The 14,912-nt window shown below is 66.6% G+C and carries 14 protein-coding genes; 6 read left to right on the forward strand and 8 right to left on the reverse strand.

Annotated features, from left to right (window positions below; translation table 11 throughout):
- Positions 1–3: 3 nt before the first annotated feature.
- Together ACFFN1_RS07430 and speB are read right to left on the reverse strand one after the other, a co-directional pair.
- Positions 4–1,743 (reverse strand): thiamine pyrophosphate-binding protein, encoded by a 1,740-nt coding sequence (locus ACFFN1_RS07430; RefSeq protein WP_376840048.1) that lies wholly within the window; start codon positions 1,741–1,743, stop codon positions 4–6.
- The gene (gene speB / locus ACFFN1_RS07435; RefSeq protein WP_376840049.1) at positions 1,740–2,771 is read right to left on the reverse strand and encodes an agmatinase; all 1,032 of its coding nucleotides are present in this window, start codon (positions 2,769–2,771) and stop codon (positions 1,740–1,742) included. Before speB ends, ACFFN1_RS07430 begins: the two co-directional genes overlap by 4 nt.
- 151 nt (positions 2,772–2,922) lie before the next feature.
- Here speB and ACFFN1_RS07440 point away from each other — a divergent pair, with 151 nt between their 5' ends.
- A complete protein-coding gene (locus ACFFN1_RS07440) occupies positions 2,923–4,437 on the forward strand; it encodes a PucR family transcriptional regulator (RefSeq protein ID WP_376840050.1) in 1,515 nt (504 codons plus the stop codon).
- A gap of 24 nt (positions 4,438–4,461) precedes the next feature.
- Here ACFFN1_RS07440 and ACFFN1_RS07445 read toward each other — a convergent pair whose 3' ends face one another.
- From ACFFN1_RS07445 to ACFFN1_RS07470, 6 genes are read right to left on the reverse strand one after another with little or no spacing between them, the layout of a single operon-like run.
- Entirely contained in the window at positions 4,462–5,394 is a 933-nt protein-coding gene (locus ACFFN1_RS07445; RefSeq protein ID WP_376840051.1) for a hypothetical protein, read from the reverse strand.
- Positions 5,391–6,428: a vWA domain-containing protein gene (locus tag ACFFN1_RS07450; protein WP_376840052.1), complete on the reverse strand. Its 1,038-nt coding sequence runs from the start codon at positions 6,426–6,428 to the stop codon at positions 5,391–5,393. Before ACFFN1_RS07450 ends, ACFFN1_RS07445 begins: the two co-directional genes overlap by 4 nt.
- Positions 6,425–7,414: a vWA domain-containing protein gene (locus ACFFN1_RS07455; protein WP_376840053.1), complete on the reverse strand. Its 990-nt coding sequence runs from the start codon at positions 7,412–7,414 to the stop codon at positions 6,425–6,427. Before ACFFN1_RS07455 ends, ACFFN1_RS07450 begins: the two co-directional genes overlap by 4 nt.
- Positions 7,405–7,866: a hypothetical protein gene (locus ACFFN1_RS07460; protein WP_376840054.1), complete on the reverse strand. Its 462-nt coding sequence runs from the start codon at positions 7,864–7,866 to the stop codon at positions 7,405–7,407. The genes ACFFN1_RS07455 and ACFFN1_RS07460 overlap by 10 nt, the downstream gene beginning before the upstream one ends.
- Positions 7,850–8,737: a DUF58 domain-containing protein gene (locus ACFFN1_RS07465; protein WP_376840055.1), complete on the reverse strand. Its 888-nt coding sequence runs from the start codon at positions 8,735–8,737 to the stop codon at positions 7,850–7,852. Before ACFFN1_RS07465 ends, ACFFN1_RS07460 begins: the two co-directional genes overlap by 17 nt.
- The gene (locus tag ACFFN1_RS07470) at positions 8,737–9,735 is read right to left on the reverse strand and encodes an AAA family ATPase (RefSeq protein WP_376840056.1); all 999 of its coding nucleotides are present in this window, start codon (positions 9,733–9,735) and stop codon (positions 8,737–8,739) included. The genes ACFFN1_RS07465 and ACFFN1_RS07470 overlap by 1 nt, the downstream gene beginning before the upstream one ends.
- Before the next feature lie 578 nt (positions 9,736–10,313).
- On the opposite strand from ACFFN1_RS07470, the gene nrdH reads away from it, so the two are divergent.
- From nrdH to ACFFN1_RS07495, 5 genes are all read left to right on the forward strand, one after another.
- Entirely contained in the window at positions 10,314–10,565 is a 252-nt protein-coding gene (nrdH, locus tag ACFFN1_RS07475) for a glutaredoxin-like protein NrdH (RefSeq protein ID WP_376840057.1), read from the forward strand.
- A gap of 7 nt (positions 10,566–10,572) precedes the next feature.
- Positions 10,573–10,986 (forward strand): class Ib ribonucleoside-diphosphate reductase assembly flavoprotein NrdI, encoded by a 414-nt coding sequence (gene nrdI, locus ACFFN1_RS07480; protein WP_376840058.1) that lies wholly within the window; start codon positions 10,573–10,575, stop codon positions 10,984–10,986.
- Complete coding sequence (nrdE, locus tag ACFFN1_RS07485; protein ID WP_376840059.1) at positions 10,956–13,118, forward strand: class 1b ribonucleoside-diphosphate reductase subunit alpha; 2,163 nt, start codon at positions 10,956–10,958, stop codon at positions 13,116–13,118. The genes nrdI and nrdE overlap by 31 nt, the downstream gene beginning before the upstream one ends.
- A gap of 48 nt (positions 13,119–13,166) precedes the next feature.
- Entirely contained in the window at positions 13,167–14,141 is a 975-nt protein-coding gene (gene nrdF, locus ACFFN1_RS07490) for a class 1b ribonucleoside-diphosphate reductase subunit beta (protein WP_376840060.1), read from the forward strand.
- 354 nt (positions 14,142–14,495) lie between these two features.
- Positions 14,496–14,663, forward strand: a complete 168-nt coding sequence (locus ACFFN1_RS07495) for a hypothetical protein (protein ID WP_376840061.1) — start codon at positions 14,496–14,498, stop codon at positions 14,661–14,663.
- The last annotated feature ends 249 nt before the right edge of the window (positions 14,664–14,912 follow it).

Genomic DNA, 14,912 nt, shown 5'->3' on the forward strand with positions numbered 1-14,912 from the left:
GTGTCAGGCGCCGGGCAGCGTCACCCGGATGACGGCCGGTCGGTCACCGGCGAGCGTCGAGCGCACGGCCGCAGCGAGTTCCGTCTCCATCGCCTCGGCGGTGATTGTCACACCTCGGGCGCCCATCGACTCGCCGAGCGCGGCGAAGTCGGGCCGGTGCAGGCGGACGGCGAAGGGATCCATGTCCCGGTCGTTCATCTGGTACTCGATCTCGGCGTAGCCGCCGTTGTCGACGATGATGAACGGGATCGGCAGGCTGAGCTCGACCGCGGTGACGATGTCCTGGATCGAGAACATCGCCGCACCGTCGCCCACCACGCACACGACCGGACGGGAGGGATCGGCGAGCTTGGCGCCGATCGCTGCGGGAATGCCGTAGCCGAGCGTGGCGAAGCCGGGCATGTACAGCAGCTGGTCCGGGGTGTGCGCGGTCAGCGCGTGGACCGTCCCGTCGTAGGTCACCTGCGAGGAGTCACCGGCGATGATGACGTCCTCGCCGGCAGCGGCGGTGATGACCTCATGCAGTGTGACGTTCGTCGAGCCGAAGTCGAAATCGGACTGGAAGGCCGACCGCAGCTGCGCGACGCGCTGCTGCCCGTCACGGCCGGTCTGCTCTCCGCCGGTCAGCTGCGGGGTCTTAAGCAGCGCAGCGAGGAAGTCGCCGGTGTCGGCGAAGACATGGATATCGCCGCGCAGGTTCTTATTCAGCTGATCGGGGTCGATATCGCAGCGGATGACCGTCTGCCCCGCAGCCGTTCCAGCGGCCGCTCCACCGGCCGTTCCGCCAGCCGTTCCACCAGTCGGGGAGTCAGGCGACTCAGCCTGTGCGCCGGCGCCGATGCGTCCGCCCCACAGATCCGAATCGGCCAGCTCCGAGCCGAGCACGAGCAGCACATCGGCCTCAGCGGAGGCCTGCTGCACGGACGGGAAGCGGACATTGGCGCCGAGCGAGAGCGGATGGGTCTCATCGACGATGCCCTTGCCGTTGGCGGTCGTCACGACCGGCGCGTCGAGCGCCTCGGCCAGGGCCGTGACCTCAGCGGAGGCGCGGCGGGCTCCGCCGCCGGCGACGATGAGCGGACTGCGGGAGCCGGCCAGCGCCTCGGCGGCGGCTGCCACCATCTCCGCGTCGAGGACCGGGCGGCGCGGGGCCTGCGGAGCCGGCACGGCACCCCACCACTGGCCTTCGAGCACATCGAGGGGCACCTCGATGTGGACGGGACCGGGCCGTTCGGAGGCGAAGAGCGCGAAGGCATCGGCCACCGCCTGGGCGGCGCCTTCGGCGGTGCGGGTGCGGCGGGAGGACACGAGCAGGTGCGAGAGCGCCCCGGAGGAGTCCTTGGTCTCGTGCAGCATGCCGATATCGGCCCGCTCCAGGCCGATCGGCACACCGGGGGAGAGGATGAGCATCGGCCGGGATTCGGCGTAGGCGGTCGCAGCGGCGGTGATGACGTTCGTCAGTCCCGGGCCCGAGGTGGTGATGACGACACCGGGCTTGCCGGAGACGAGGAAGTAGCCGTCGGCCCCGTAGCCGGCGCCCTGCTCATGGCGCGGGGTGATCGCGCGGATCCCGAAGGCCGGCAGGTGCCGGTAGAACTCCAGGTTGTGGGTGCCGGGGATGCCGAAGATCGTGTCGACGCCGTGGGCGGCGAGGGTGGCGACGACGGCCAGGCCGCCGTTGTGGAACTTCTTCTCCGCCGCCGAGGCGGTGCGCGCCGCGGTCTGTGCGGTCTGCTCGCTCATGCGGTCTCCTCTCCGAAGCCGAGGCCTGCAGCGGCCGGGCCGGTCGGTTCGCTGTGGCCGTCGGCCTCGGCAGCCCACAGGCTCAGCAGTTCGTAGCCGAGCTGCGCGGCAGCCAGGCCGGTGATCTCGGCGTGGTCGTAGGCGGGGGCGACCTCGACGATCTCGGCGCCGACGATGTTGAGGCCCTGCAGGCCGCGAATCGCGTTCATGAGTTCGCGGCTCGTGAGACCGCCGGCCTCCGGGGTGCCGGTGCCGGGTGCGGCGGCCGGGTCGAGGACGTCGATGTCGATGGAGATGTAGACCGGGGCATCGCCGAGGCGGCGGCGCATCCGGGCGACGATGTCGGACACCGGCGAGAACTGGAAGTCATCGGAGCGGATGATCTGGAAGCCGAGCACACCGTCGTCTTCGAGGTCCTTCGCGCCGTAGAGCGGTCCGCGGATGCCGACGTGCATGCAACGCTCCAGGTCGAGCAGGCCCTCTTCGCTCGCGCGGCGGAACGGGGTGCCGTGCGTGTACGGCGCACCCATATAGGTGTCCCAGGTGTCGAGGTGGGCGTCGAAGTGCAGCACTGCGATCTTGCCGTGGGCCTTGGCCACCGAGCGGATGTTGGGCAGGGCCAGGGTGTGGTCGCCGCCGAGGGTCAGCAGCTTCGCGCCGTCGGCGCGCAGCGCATCGGCGTTGTTCTCCACCGTGGCGATGGCCTCTTCGATGTTGAAGGGGTTGACGCCCAGGTCACCGCAGTCGGCGATCTGCTGTGCGGAGAACGGGTGCATGCCGGTGGCCTGGTTGTACGGGCGCAGCAGCTTCGAGGACTGCCGGATGTGAGCCGGGCCGAAGCGGGCGCCGGGGCGGTAGCTGACGCCGGCGTCGAAGGGCACGCCGAGGACCTTGACATCGATCGGGGCGCCGGGCCGGGCCGCCTCGACTTCGTCGATGCGCGGCAGCAGGCCGAAGGTCGGCGGGCCTGCGAAGCGGGGGGTGAGGCTGTAGTCAGCCGGACCCAGCGGGGTGTTCTCGTTCGTCATCGCGAATCCTCTCTCAGCTCGGAATCCTCGGCCGCAGCAGACGGCTCCGTACGCGGCGGCACGAACACCCTACGGTCATGTGCACAGCGATCGATATATCCACAAAGGCCAGGTGTGTCTCATCACAGTCCACTGCGGATAGCATAGGGGTGTGGTCACTCTTGGACAGCTGCTCTCTCTGCCGGAGCTGAATCTGCAGATCGCATCCGATCCGCCGGGCTGCCGCAGCGCACCGGTGACGGTGGTGCACTCCTCGGAGCTGCCGACGGTCGATCAGTGGCTGGCCGGCGGCGAGGTGCTGCTGACGATCGGCACGCTGCAGGACCTCGACTCCGCGGACGCCGCCGATTATGTTCGCCGGATCCATGCCGCCGGGGCGGTGGCGCTGGGCATCGGGCTGGGGGAGGAGCTGCCGAACGCCAGCGCCCCCGGGCAGCTCGTCTCCCACGCCCGCGGGGTGGGCCTGCCGCTGTTCATGGTGCCCGAACCGGTGCCCTTCGTCGCCGTCGTCGAGGCCTTCACGCGGCTGCGCGAGCAGGAGTCGGCGCAGGAGATCTCCGCGCTCGTGCGCGCTCAGCGCCGCCTGGCCACGGCGCTCTCGGCACGCGGCGCGCAGGCCCTGCTCGCGGAGATCTCGGCCGCTCTCGATGCGCCGGTCGCGCTCACCTCGCCGACCGGCCGGCTGCTCGGCGCGGCCCCGGCAGCGGGGCGCACGGAGCGGTCGGGTCTGCCGAACGCGCTGCGGGCAGAGCTCATCGGGGCTGCGGTGGCCAGCGGCACTGCGCCGCGGCTGCTGCGTGAGACCGCGCCCGAGGTGGTGGCCGGCTCCCAGCTGGAGGCGATCCCGGTCGGGGCGGAGACCGTGACCGGCTGGCTCATCACCCCAGCGGCGCGCAGCCAGCCCGGCGGCGATCGGCGCACTGCCCGCACCCTGCTGCTGGCGACGGCTGCGGCGCTGCTGGCGCTGCAGGAGCGGCAGCTGGCCGACCGCAGCGAGTTCGCCGCGCAGCTGTGCACCGGGCTCATCGCTGAGGATGAGCTGGCTGAGCGCTTCGCCGAGGCCACCGGGACTCGGCTGCCGGACCGCCTCAGCTTCGCGATCGCCGACAGCGACGGCGGCGAGCACGCCGGCAGCCCGCGCACGCCGGGCCACAGCGTCGGCTCCCTCATCCAGGACATCGGTCCGGCGGTGCTCATCCATCCCACCACCTCGGGAACGGCCCTCATCTGCCCACCGGAGCAGCGGGCGCTGCTGGAGGCGGTGTGCGCGGGTCTGCGGATCCGCATCCGGGAGTGGACCGACTGCCCGCCGCAGCAGGTGTATGGCGAGTGGCACAGCTGGCGCTACGGTGCCGGGGACCGCCGCACGCAGCTGGCCGCGCTGCTCGCCTCGACTGATCCGGATACGGCCGATGATTTCCTGCAGCGCACCCTCGGCCCGCTTATCGCCGCCGATACTGACGGAGTGCTGCTGCACACCCTGGAGCACTTCGCCTCCTCCGGCGGCAGCCGTGATGCAGTCGCCCAGGCGCTGGGCGTGCACCGGCATACGGTGCGTGCGCGGCTCGACCGGGTGCGGGCGATCCTCGGTTACGATCCGCGCGATCCCAGCTGCCTGCAGGCGATCAGCGTGGCGTTCCTGCTGCGCGACGCCGCTGCTGGCTGAGGCCCAGGACGCGCGCGGCGCCGGTCACCAGGGTTTGCCCTTAGGCGTGGACGAGTCCGGCCGGTTGTCCTGATCGTCCCGCTGGCGCTGATCGGCCTGGCGGTTGCGCTCCTCGAGCTGGCGCTGCTTCTGCTCTTCGGCCGACTCGCCCTCCTGCTCCTCGGAGTCACCGCTGCCGGAGCCGTCGTCGTTCTCCTCTTCGCCGTCCTCGCCGCCGTCGTCGCCCTCGTCGTCGGAGCCGTCTCCTTCGTCCTCACCTTCGTCGCCGCCGTCGTTGTTGTCTCCGCCGGAGTCGTCTCCTCCGTCGCCGCCTTCATCGTCGTCGCTGGGGTTGTTCATCTCCTCCTGCGACTTGTCGATGCGCTCCTCGGCCTCATCCATCTGCTCATCGGTGCTGCCGCCCTCCGGTCGGCACTCCTCGGGAGCCTCCTGCAGGGTCACCCGCGCCAGATCGAACTTCTCATTGGCGGCATCGGTGTCCTCAGCGGCGGCGAACTCATCGGCCTGCTTCTCATAGACGTAGGCGAGGTTGAAGCGCACGGCGCACTCATCTGCCACAGGGGTCAGATCGAGGGCTCGCTCCAGCAGCGGCTGCGCGTCATCGAGGCGGTTCTCCACCGCTGCGACGGTGCCGATGTTGAACGGCGCCTTGTGGTGTTCGAAGAGACTGATCTTCTCGAACCGCTCCGACAGCCGCACGGTGTCGTCATAGGCGGCCTGCTGGAACGCGCGGTCAGCGCGGTGCAGCGTCCACCAGCAGACCAGACTGTAGATGAAGACGACTGCGAGCAGGCCGCCGAGCACCCCGCGGATGAGGTGCGGCCACACCCGCTTGCGGCGCTTCGGGGCGACCGGCTGCTTCCGGGCGGGCTGCGCTTTCTGCGCCGCCTGTGCGCTCTGTTCAGACTGCGGCTGCTGCGTGGCCTCCGGCTTCTGCTTGTCGGGCTGCTGACTCATTGCGACCTCCGCAGCAGTGCATAGAGCCGGTTGAGGGCGCGGAACTGCGCCAGCGACCGTCCCGCATCGATGGCGAGGATCACGAGCACGCCGAGCAGCGGAATCCAGAAGAAGTCCTCGCGCCCATCGGCGACCGATTCGGCGTTGTGCTGCTCCTGAAGCTCCGGCATCGTCACGGCAGTCTGCAGATCCGTGCCCGCAGTCCGGTGGGCGTAGTCGACACCCAGATCCGAGGCGATGGTCTTGAGCTGCTCCTCATCGATGATCGACAGCGCGTCCTTCCCGGTCTCCGGATCCTGGATGTAGCCCGGCTCCTCTTCCTCCTCAGGTTCGTCCGAGGGGTCTGTGATCCACCAGTCGAAGCCGGCGGTCTCCAGCATCCGGCCGCCGGCATCGGTGCCGTAGCCGAACACTCCGCCGCCGTCGATCCGCTGGCCGATATCGGCCAGCGACTCCGGCTGCTCCTCTGAAGTCTGCTCACCGTCGCCGAAGTAGAACACGAAGCGCTGATTGTCCGGGCGGTCCTCTTCGCTCTTCGTCAGCCGGTCCCCGAGGGTCTCGCGGGCGGCGGTGACCGTGCTGCCGGTGGAGGCGGTCGTGCGCTCCGGGCGCATCACCTCGAGCGCGGAGCGGACCGCAGCATGGTCGGTGGTCAGCGGCACTCGCACGGTCGAACGGGAGTCGAAGGTGATGACGCTGACGCGCGCTCCGGGCAGCTGCTCGAGCAGCGCATCGACATCGCTGCGGATGCCCTCCAGCCGCGGTTTGTCGCCGTCCCAGTCCTCAGCCACGACCGAGGCGGTGGTGTCGACGAGCAGGAAGACATCGGCTGCCGCGACCGGCACAAGGGTCGTCACCTGCGTCGGCACTCCCGGACGCAGGAATGCGGTGATAAGCAGGCCGACAGCTGCCGCACGCAGAATCCAGGCGATGCGCCGCCGGCTGATGAACACGGCCAGAGTGATGCAGCCGCCGATGAGCAGCACGGCGAGCACCGCCAGCAGCGGCCACGGCATGATCGGTGCGAAACTCACAGTCGGAACCTCCAAGCCAGCACGAATGCGGCGACGACGCCCAGCAGCGTCAGGACGAGCGGAACGCGCGGCTGATCGTGGACGAGCACGACCGGGGTGGCATCGGTCAGCTTCGCCTCCTGCTCTTGGATGGAGCGCACGATCCCATCGACAGCGGACTGTCCGCCGCGCATCGAATAGTGTTCGCCGCCGGTGCGGTTGGCGGTGGCCTTGAGCTCATCGAGCGGGCCGGAGCCGCTGAAGGAGAACGGCGGGGCGAGCGTGTAGACGCGCACATCGCGTTCGACAGCCAGCTCGGTCGCCTCATCGAGCTGATAGATCGGCACACCGGCCAGCTCGTTGTCGGTGGCGAAGATGATCGAACGCGACCGCTCCGTGTCCTCGCGCTTGTCGAAGGAGCTGATGCACGAGGCCAGGCCGTCGCCGATGAGCGACGAGCCGGTGCCGGTCGGGTCGACGGTGCCGGCCGTGAAGCTCAAGCCCCGTGCGCCCCAGCTCTCGAAGCCCAGGCGGGCCTCCTCGAGGAACTCGCGGACCATCTCGTAGTCATCGGTGAGCGGGAAGACCGTCACCGCGGTGGCGTTGAACACCGTCATGCCGATGCGCTCACCCTGGAAGGAGTCGAGCATGTCGATGTACGCGTCGACGATATCGGCGTCGAAGCTCGTCATCGACCCGGAGGCGTCGAGGCACAGCACGACATCGCGGCGGTGCTGGTCAGGGGTGATGGTCTGCACTGTGGCGGGACGGGCGATGCCCACAAGCGCAGAGAGGATCGGCAGTAGGGTGACGAGGAAGACCGCCAGGGCGCCGATGAGCAGCCGGCTGCGGCCGCGGGCGAAGGCCGGCAGCGCAGTCAGCCGGCGGATGTGGGCGACCGGCACCCGGCCGTAGCGCTCATGCCCGCGGGGGCGGGAGAGCAGCCAGATGCCCACCGCCAGCACGGGGATGAGGGCGAGGGCGAGCCACCAGAATGTCAGGACCATCGGTTGACCAGCCCCCTGACCTGTGCGATCTGATCGCCGGCGCTCTCCGGCTCCTCCCGGGCGAACTCATCGGCATAGAGCCGCTCGACGACGGCCGCGACCGTCCCGAGCCGGTAGGCCTTGAGCTCACGCAGGGTCATATGCGTGATCTTGAGGTTCCAGGCGTCATCGGCGAAGTCGCGCACCATCTCTGAGAGCCGGTGCGCGACCTCGCGATCGCTCAGCTCACCGGACTGCCAGGACTTCTCCACCTCGTCGACGGTCACCAAGTACTTGTGGCGCACCCGCGCCGGCACCGCTCGGGGGCCGTCATTGCGCAGCCCGGCGCGGTACAGACGAGCGCCGAGCGGCCACAGCAGCAACACGCAGGCGGCCAGCCCCGTGAAGACGAAGGCGGCGAACCACCAATCGCTGGGGCCGAGGGCTGGATGCAGACTAGCGGCGAAGAGCATGCTGTTTCCTCATCAGCCGACGCAGCTGGCGCAGCGCAGTGCGGGAGTCGTCGACGCGGACATGGGCGATGCCGGCAGAGCGGAGGAAGCCCTCGGTGCGGTGCTTGCGCTCAGCTTCAGCATGCGCATACTGCTCGGCCAGCTCGCGGCCGCCGAGCAGCTCATGCGGAATCGGCAGCTGCCGGTCATCGGAGATGTCGAAAGGGGTGGTGCCGCGCCCGAACCCGGTCAGGTGCGCATCGGAGACGGTCAGCCACATCATCTCGTGCTGGGCGCTCAGCCGGCGCAGCAGCGGCAGGTCCGCGTCGGTGAGCGCGACATCATCGGCGATGACGAGCAGCATCATCCGCCGGCGCAGGTGCTCCGCCGCCCAGGTCAGCTGGGTGCGCACATCGGAGGCCCGGCCGCGTCCGCCGGCGGCCTGGATGCCGCGCAGCAGCTGCTCCAGATGAGCTTCGGTGCCTTTGAGCCGGCTCGGGGCGGTCTGACCGGCGTCGCCGTGCATGAGCATGATGTCATCGCCGTGGCGCACGGCCAGATACCCGGTCATGCCCGCCAGCAGGATCGCCAGCTCGCGTTTGCTCTCACCGCCGGCGGCGATCGCATCGAAGTTGCGGCCGGAGTCGACGATGATGCCCAGCGCGTGGCGCCGATGGGCGACATAGCGCTTGACGAGCGGAGTGGTGTGCCGGGCGGTGGCCTTCCAGTCGATGTCGCGGATCTCGTCACCGACGACATATTCGCGCAGATCATCGAAGTCCATGCTGTGGCCGTGGTAGATCGAGGCGTATTCGCCGTCGAGGAGCCCGCGCATCTTGCGGTGCGCGTGGATCGTCATCGTCGCCTTGACCTTCGTCAGCAGAGCGGTCATCACGGAGTCCTGATAGCCGCCAGCAGATCGCTGATGATCCGCTCGACGCGGACGTCCTCAGCAACGGCTTCGAAGTTGAGCAGGATGCGGTGGCGCAGCACCCGGTGGGAGACATCCTTGATGTCTTCGGGGATGACGTAGTTGCGCCCGCGGACCATCGCCAGTGCGCGGGCGGCGTTGGTGAAGGCGATCGAGGCGCGCGGAGAGGCGCCGCACTCGATGAACCCGGCAAGCGGGCCGATGTAGCGTCCGGCGTTGCGGGTCGCGGTGACGATCTCGACGAGATAGCGGCTGATCGCCGGGTCGATGTAGATGCTGGAGGCGTAGGTGCGCAGCGTCTGCACATCGTCGAGGGTGCATGCCGGCGGCATCTTTGCGGCCTTGTCGAAGACTCCGGCATCGAGCCGGCGCAGAATCTCCATCTCCTCATCCGGGGTCGGATAGTCGAGCAGATCCTTGAGCATGAAGCGGTCGAGCTGGGCCTCCGGCAGCTGGTAGGTGCCCTCCTGCTCGATCGGGTTCTGCGTGGCCATGACGAGGAACGGCTGCGGCAGCGGGTAGGTGCGCCCGCCGATCGTCGTCTGCTTCTCCTGCATCGCCTCCAGCATCGCCGACTGCGTCTTCGCGCTCGAGCGGTTGATCTCATCGAGCAGCACGAGATTGGCATGCACCGGGCCCAGCTGCGTTTCGAACGCGCCGGTCGAGGAGTTGTAGATCTGGGAGCCGATGATGTCGCTGGGCAGCAGATCCGGGGTGCACTGGATGCGGTTGAAGGAGGCTTCGACGGAGTCGGCCAGCGCAGCTGCGGCGGTCGTCTTCGCCAGGCCGGGCACACTCTCCAGCAGCAGGTGTCCACCGGTCAGCAGCCCGAGCAGCAGCGTCTCCCGCAGCCGCACCTGTCCGACGACGAGGGAATCGAGGTACTTCTGGATCCGCGCCAGGATCGCCTGCGCCTGGTTGATCTCCTGTGTATTGGCCGGACGCTCGTCGGTTGCCATGCTGCTCCTCATGTTGCCTGCGCGGGCCCGGGCCGGCACAGCTCGTGTGGTTCTGCGTGGTTCCCACACTATCGGCCAGCACCGACGTCTGCCGGTCCCCTGTGTGGCAGGCCTGTCACATATGTGCCATCGTCGCCCCGGGCAGCACGGCAGTCATCACAGGAAGGCGGTGGCATCCGCCGCTGCATCGGACGCGCGTCCGGCGGCCGAAAAATAATTCAGAAGATTTTTCGGCTGTGGATAGCGCCGATTCTCGTGGGGACGTCCTGTGCGGGGTTCCGGGGGATGAATCGTCCTTGCCCGCATGGTTGCTGGCCAACGAGTTACACAGGTGTTGTTCACACGATGTGGATAGCGTGGAGGACGGTCGCGCACGGGTTGTGCAAAACACCTGACACGCAGCAAATCACACTGGTGTAACACATGATCTAGGGGTACCGTAGGGGTCAAACACAACATCTAGTGGTTGAAGCGCACTCCCGGCACAACGCACTGAACGGCGCCAGGATGCGGAGAGCCCCGGATGTCACCCGTCAGAACACTGCATCACATACCGACTTCCTGTGGAGGATCACCTCATGATCACCGTGTACACCAAGCCCGCGTGCGTCCAGTGCAACGCCACGTTCCGTGCGCTCGACTCGCGCGACATCGACTACCGTGCGGTCGACCTCACGGAGGAGCCCGGTGCGCTCGACGTCGTCAAGGCCATGGGCTACATGCAGGCTCCGGTCGTCGTGACCGACAACGATCACTGGTCGGGCTTCCGCCCGGACAAGATCGCCACCCTCGCCGGAAGCGGTTCGAGCGCCTCAGTCGCGGCGTCGTGATGCTGCTGTGCTCGTCGTCTACTATTCGGGCGGATCGGAATACACGCACAAATTCGTCAACAAGCTGGACCATCCGGGCCTGCGACTTCCCCTGCTGACCAAGGACCCGACTCCGATCGTGAGTGAGCAGTTCGTGCTTATCACCCCCACCTACGGTGCGGGCAAGAACCGCGGAGCCGTCCCCAAACAAGTCATCAAGTTCCTCAACGTCGAGGAGAACCGCAATCTTCTCGTCGGCGTCATCGGCGCGGGCAATACGAACTTCGGTGAGTACTATTGCGCGGCCGCCTACAAGGTGGCGGCCAAGTGCCAGGTGCCGCTGCTGTTCAACTTCGAGCTGCTCGGCACCCCAGAGGACGTCGAGAAAGTCAACAAAGGATTGGATTCACTGTGTCAACAACCGTTGAAGACCGCGACCTAGAAGCGATCATCCGCGAGGAAACGGACCTCGATTACCACGCACTCAACGCGATGCTCAACCTCTACGATTCCGAGGGACGCATCCAGTTCGCCCGCGACCGTCAGGCGGCCCGGCAGTTCTTCCTGCAGCACGTCAACAACAACACGGTCTTCTTCCATGACCTCAAGGAGAAGATCGACTACCTCGTCGAGCACGACTACTACGAGAAGGAAGTCCTCGACCAGTACTCCTTCGAGTTCATCGAGCAGCTCTCGAAGCAGGCGTATGCCAAGAAGTTCCGCTTCCAGACCTTCCTCGGCGCGTTCAAGTTCTACACCTCGTACACGCTCAAGACCTTCGACGGCAAGCGCTACCTCGAGCGCTTCGAGGACCGCGTCGTCATGGTCGCCCTGTTCCTCGCCCGCGGCGATGAGCAGCTGGCGACCCAGCTGATGGAGGAGATCATCTCCGGTCGGTTCCAGCCGGCCACCCCGACCTTCCTCAACGCCGGCAAGCGCCAGCGCGGTGAGCTCGTCTCGTGCTTCCTGCTGCGCATCGAGGACAACATGGAGTCGATCGGCCGCTCGATCAACTCCGCTCTGCAGCTGTCCAAGCGCGGCGGCGGTGTGGCGTTCGCGCTCACGAACATCCGTGAGTCCGGTGCCCCGATCAAGAAGATCGAGAACCAGTCTTCGGGCGTCATCCCGATCATGAAGCTGCTGGAGGACTCCTTCTCCTACGCCAACCAGCTCGGCGCACGCCAGGGTGCCGGTGCCGTGTACCTGCACGCCCACCACCCGGACATCTACAACTTCCTCGACACCAAGCGCGAGAACGCCGATGAGAAGATCCGGATCAAGACCCTCAGCCTCGGTGTCGTCATCCCGGACATCACGTTCCAGCTGGCGAAGAAGAACGAGGACATGTACCTCTTCAGCCCCTATGACGTCGAGCGCGAATACGGGGTTCCCTTCAGCGAGATCTCGGTGACGGAGAAGTACTACGAGCTCGTCGACAATCCGCACATCAAGAAGAAGAAGATCAACGCCCGCGAGTTCTTCCAGACCCTGGCTGAGATCCAGTTCGAGTCCGGGTACCCGTACATCATGTACGAAGACACGGTGAATCGCGCCAACCCGGTCGACGGCAAGATCATCATGTCCAACCTGTGCTCGGAGATCCTCCAGGTCTCCGAGCCCAGCACCTACCACGCTGATCTGTCCTACGCCGAGGTCGGCAAGGACATCTCCTGCAACCTCGGTTCGCTCAACATCGCCATGACGATGGACTCGGAGAACTTCGGCCGCACCGTCGAGACCGCCATCCGCGGCCTGACGGCCGTGTCCGAGGCGTCGAACATCGACTCGGTGCCCTCGATCGCCCGCGGCAACGACATGTCGCATGCGATCGGCCTGGGGCAGATGAACCTCCACGGCTACCTCGCCCGTGAGCGGATCCACTACGGATCCGACGAGGGCCTGGACTTCACGAACATGTACTTCTACACCGTCGCCTACCACTGCGTGCGCTCCTCGATGCTGCTCGCCAAGGAGCGCGGCCGGGCCTTCGAGGGCTTCGAGCGTTCGAAGTACGCCTCCGGGGAGTACTTCGAGAAGTACATCAAGGGCGACTGGACGCCGCGCACCGAACGCATCGCGCAGCTCTTCGCTGACGCCGGAGTCGACATTCCGACCCCGGAGGACTGGGAGGAGCTCAAGGCTCAGGTCGCCGAGCACGGCATCTACAACCAGAACCTGCAGGCGGTGCCGCCGACCGGATCGATCTCGTACATCAACAACTCGACCTCGTCGATCCACCCGGTCGCCTCGCGGATCGAGATCCGCAAGGAAGGCAAGATCGGCCGCGTGTACTACCCGGCGCCGTTCATGACGAACGACAACCTCGAGTACTACCAGGACGCTTACGAGATCGGCTACGAGAAGATCATCGACACCTACGCTGAGGCCACTCAGCACGTTGACCAGGGACTGTCGCTGACGCTGTTCTTCAAGGACACTGCCAGCACCCGCGACGTCAACAAGGCGCAGATCTACGCCTGGCGCAAGGGCATCAAGACCGTGTACTACATCCGCATCCGGCAGATGGCTCTGCAGGGCACTGAGGTCGAAGGCTGCGTCTCCTGCATGCTCTGAGCAGGCAGCGGACCGCTTCACCACATCTTTGAATCATCAGGAGTGAACATGACCGAGCAGCTCAAGCTCGTGTCCCATGTGGACGCAATCAACTGGAACCGCATCCAGGATGATGTCGACCTCGAGGTCTGGGATCGGCTGACAGCCAACTTCTGGCTGCCGGAGAAGGTGCCGCTGTCCAACGACGTGCAGTCGTGGGCAACGCTGACCGATGAGGAGAAGACGCTCACCATGCGCGTCTTCACCGGACTGACCCTGCTCGACACCATCCAGGGCACCGTCGGCGCGGTCTCCCTGCTGCCCGACGCCCGCACCCCGCACGAAGAGGCCGTGCTGACGAACATCGCCTTCATGGAGTCGGTGCACGCCAAGTCCTACTCGTCGATCTTCTCGACGCTGGCCAACACCCGCCAGATCGACGACGCCTTCCGGTGGTCGACGGAGAACCCGTCGCTGCAGAAGAAAGCGCAGATCATCCTCAAGTACTACCGTGGGGACGATCCGCTCAAGCGCAAGGTCGCCTCGGTGATCCTGGAGTCCTTCCTCTTCTACTCCGGCTTCTACCTGCCGATGTACTGGTCGAGCCGGGCGAAGCTGACGAACACCGCGGACCTCATCCGCCTCATCATCCGCGATGAGGCCGTGCACGGGTACTACATCGGCTACAAGTACCAGCGCGGAATCGCCGAGGTCGACGACGCCCGCAAGCAGGAGCTCAAGGACTACACCTTCGAGCTGCTCTTCGAGCTGTACGAGAACGAGGTGCAGTACACCCACGATCTGTACGACTCCGTCGGGCTGGCCGAGGACGTCAAGAAGTTCCTGCACTACAACGCCAACAAGGCTCTCATGAACATGGGCTACGAAGCGATGTTCCCGGCATCGGTCACCGACGTGAACCCGGCGATCCTGTCGGCGCTCTCGCCGAACGCCGATGAGAACCACGACTTCTTCTCCGGCTCCGGATCGTCCTACGTCATCGGCAAGGCCGAGAACACCGAAGACGAAGACTGGGACTTCTAAGACCCTTGATCTAGCTCGGCCCTGAAAAGGGCTGGTGAGAGGCCCGGAACTGCGGTTTATCGCAGCTCCGGGCGTCTTTTCGTGCCTTCTCTCATCAGACAGAGGAGGACAGAGATGAACACCAATAGCCGACCGATGGGGCACGCGCGTACCTGCTCAATGGAGGCGGGGCGACACGCCAAGCGGAATTCGGGACAGGCGTGCCCCTGATGTCGTGCCCCTTCGTGCCCTCCGCAACTTGGAGACGGGCCGAGAATCCGCAGGATCTCGCGGATTCCTCCCTCCTTCGGGAGCGAGGGGCACAAAGGGGCGCGGCTGCCCGCTCCTGTCCACGAGCGTCTACCGTAGGGCATGATGAGCTCGACGAAGAAGGAGAACAGCGCGGGCAAGCGCGAGGCGTGGGGCAGGCTGCGGAAGCTCCCCTCCGGCCGCTGGCAAGTCCGGTACCCCGGACCCGATGGGATCACCTATACGGCCTGCGCCGGCGATGACAAGCCGCTGACGTTCTTCACTAAGCCTTGATCCACCGATCTGCTTGATGTCCGGGGGTTCATTCGGATTCGAGCGCGGACGCGATGAGTGGGCAGGAGGTAGTGTCCCGGCCTTTCACCGGTCTCTTCCACACTTCGCTTGCCAGGGTCTCCTCCATGACTCCGGTCTCGGGCGCCCTTCCAAGGGCGGGTTGATCAGGCCGGCATTGTCCGGGGTGGCCCCAACGTTGATTGCCAGAGCCGTGAGAACTCCGTCGCCCACGGCCAGGTTCTCGGCAGA

Origin of the sequence: Brevibacterium otitidis (genome assembly GCF_042429315.1) — a bacterium.
Taxonomy (GTDB): Bacteria; Actinomycetota; Actinomycetes; order Actinomycetales; family Brevibacteriaceae; genus Brevibacterium; species Brevibacterium otitidis.

Coding starts and splice junctions, on each gene's coding strand:
- ACFFN1_RS07495 (WP_376840061.1), top strand. CDS start 14,496: ATGAGCTCGACGAAGAAGGAGAACAGCGCGGGCAAGCGCGAGGCGTGG.
- ACFFN1_RS07460 (WP_376840054.1), bottom strand. CDS start 7,866: ATGCTCTTCGCCGCTAGTCTGCATCCAGCCCTCGGCCCCAGCGATTGG.
- nrdF (WP_376840060.1), top strand. CDS start 13,167: ATGACCGAGCAGCTCAAGCTCGTGTCCCATGTGGACGCAATCAACTGG.
- ACFFN1_RS07465 (WP_376840055.1), bottom strand. CDS start 8,737: ATGACCGCTCTGCTGACGAAGGTCAAGGCGACGATGACGATCCACGCG.
- ACFFN1_RS07470 (WP_376840056.1), bottom strand. CDS start 9,735: ATGGCAACCGACGAGCGTCCGGCCAATACACAGGAGATCAACCAGGCG.
- nrdH (WP_376840057.1), top strand. CDS start 10,314: ATGATCACCGTGTACACCAAGCCCGCGTGCGTCCAGTGCAACGCCACG.
- ACFFN1_RS07455 (WP_376840053.1), bottom strand. CDS start 7,414: ATGGTCCTGACATTCTGGTGGCTCGCCCTCGCCCTCATCCCCGTGCTG.
- ACFFN1_RS07445 (WP_376840051.1), bottom strand. CDS start 5,394: ATGAGTCAGCAGCCCGACAAGCAGAAGCCGGAGGCCACGCAGCAGCCG.
- speB (WP_376840049.1), bottom strand. CDS start 2,771: ATGACGAACGAGAACACCCCGCTGGGTCCGGCTGACTACAGCCTCACC.
- ACFFN1_RS07430 (WP_376840048.1), bottom strand. CDS start 1,743: ATGAGCGAGCAGACCGCACAGACCGCGGCGCGCACCGCCTCGGCGGCG.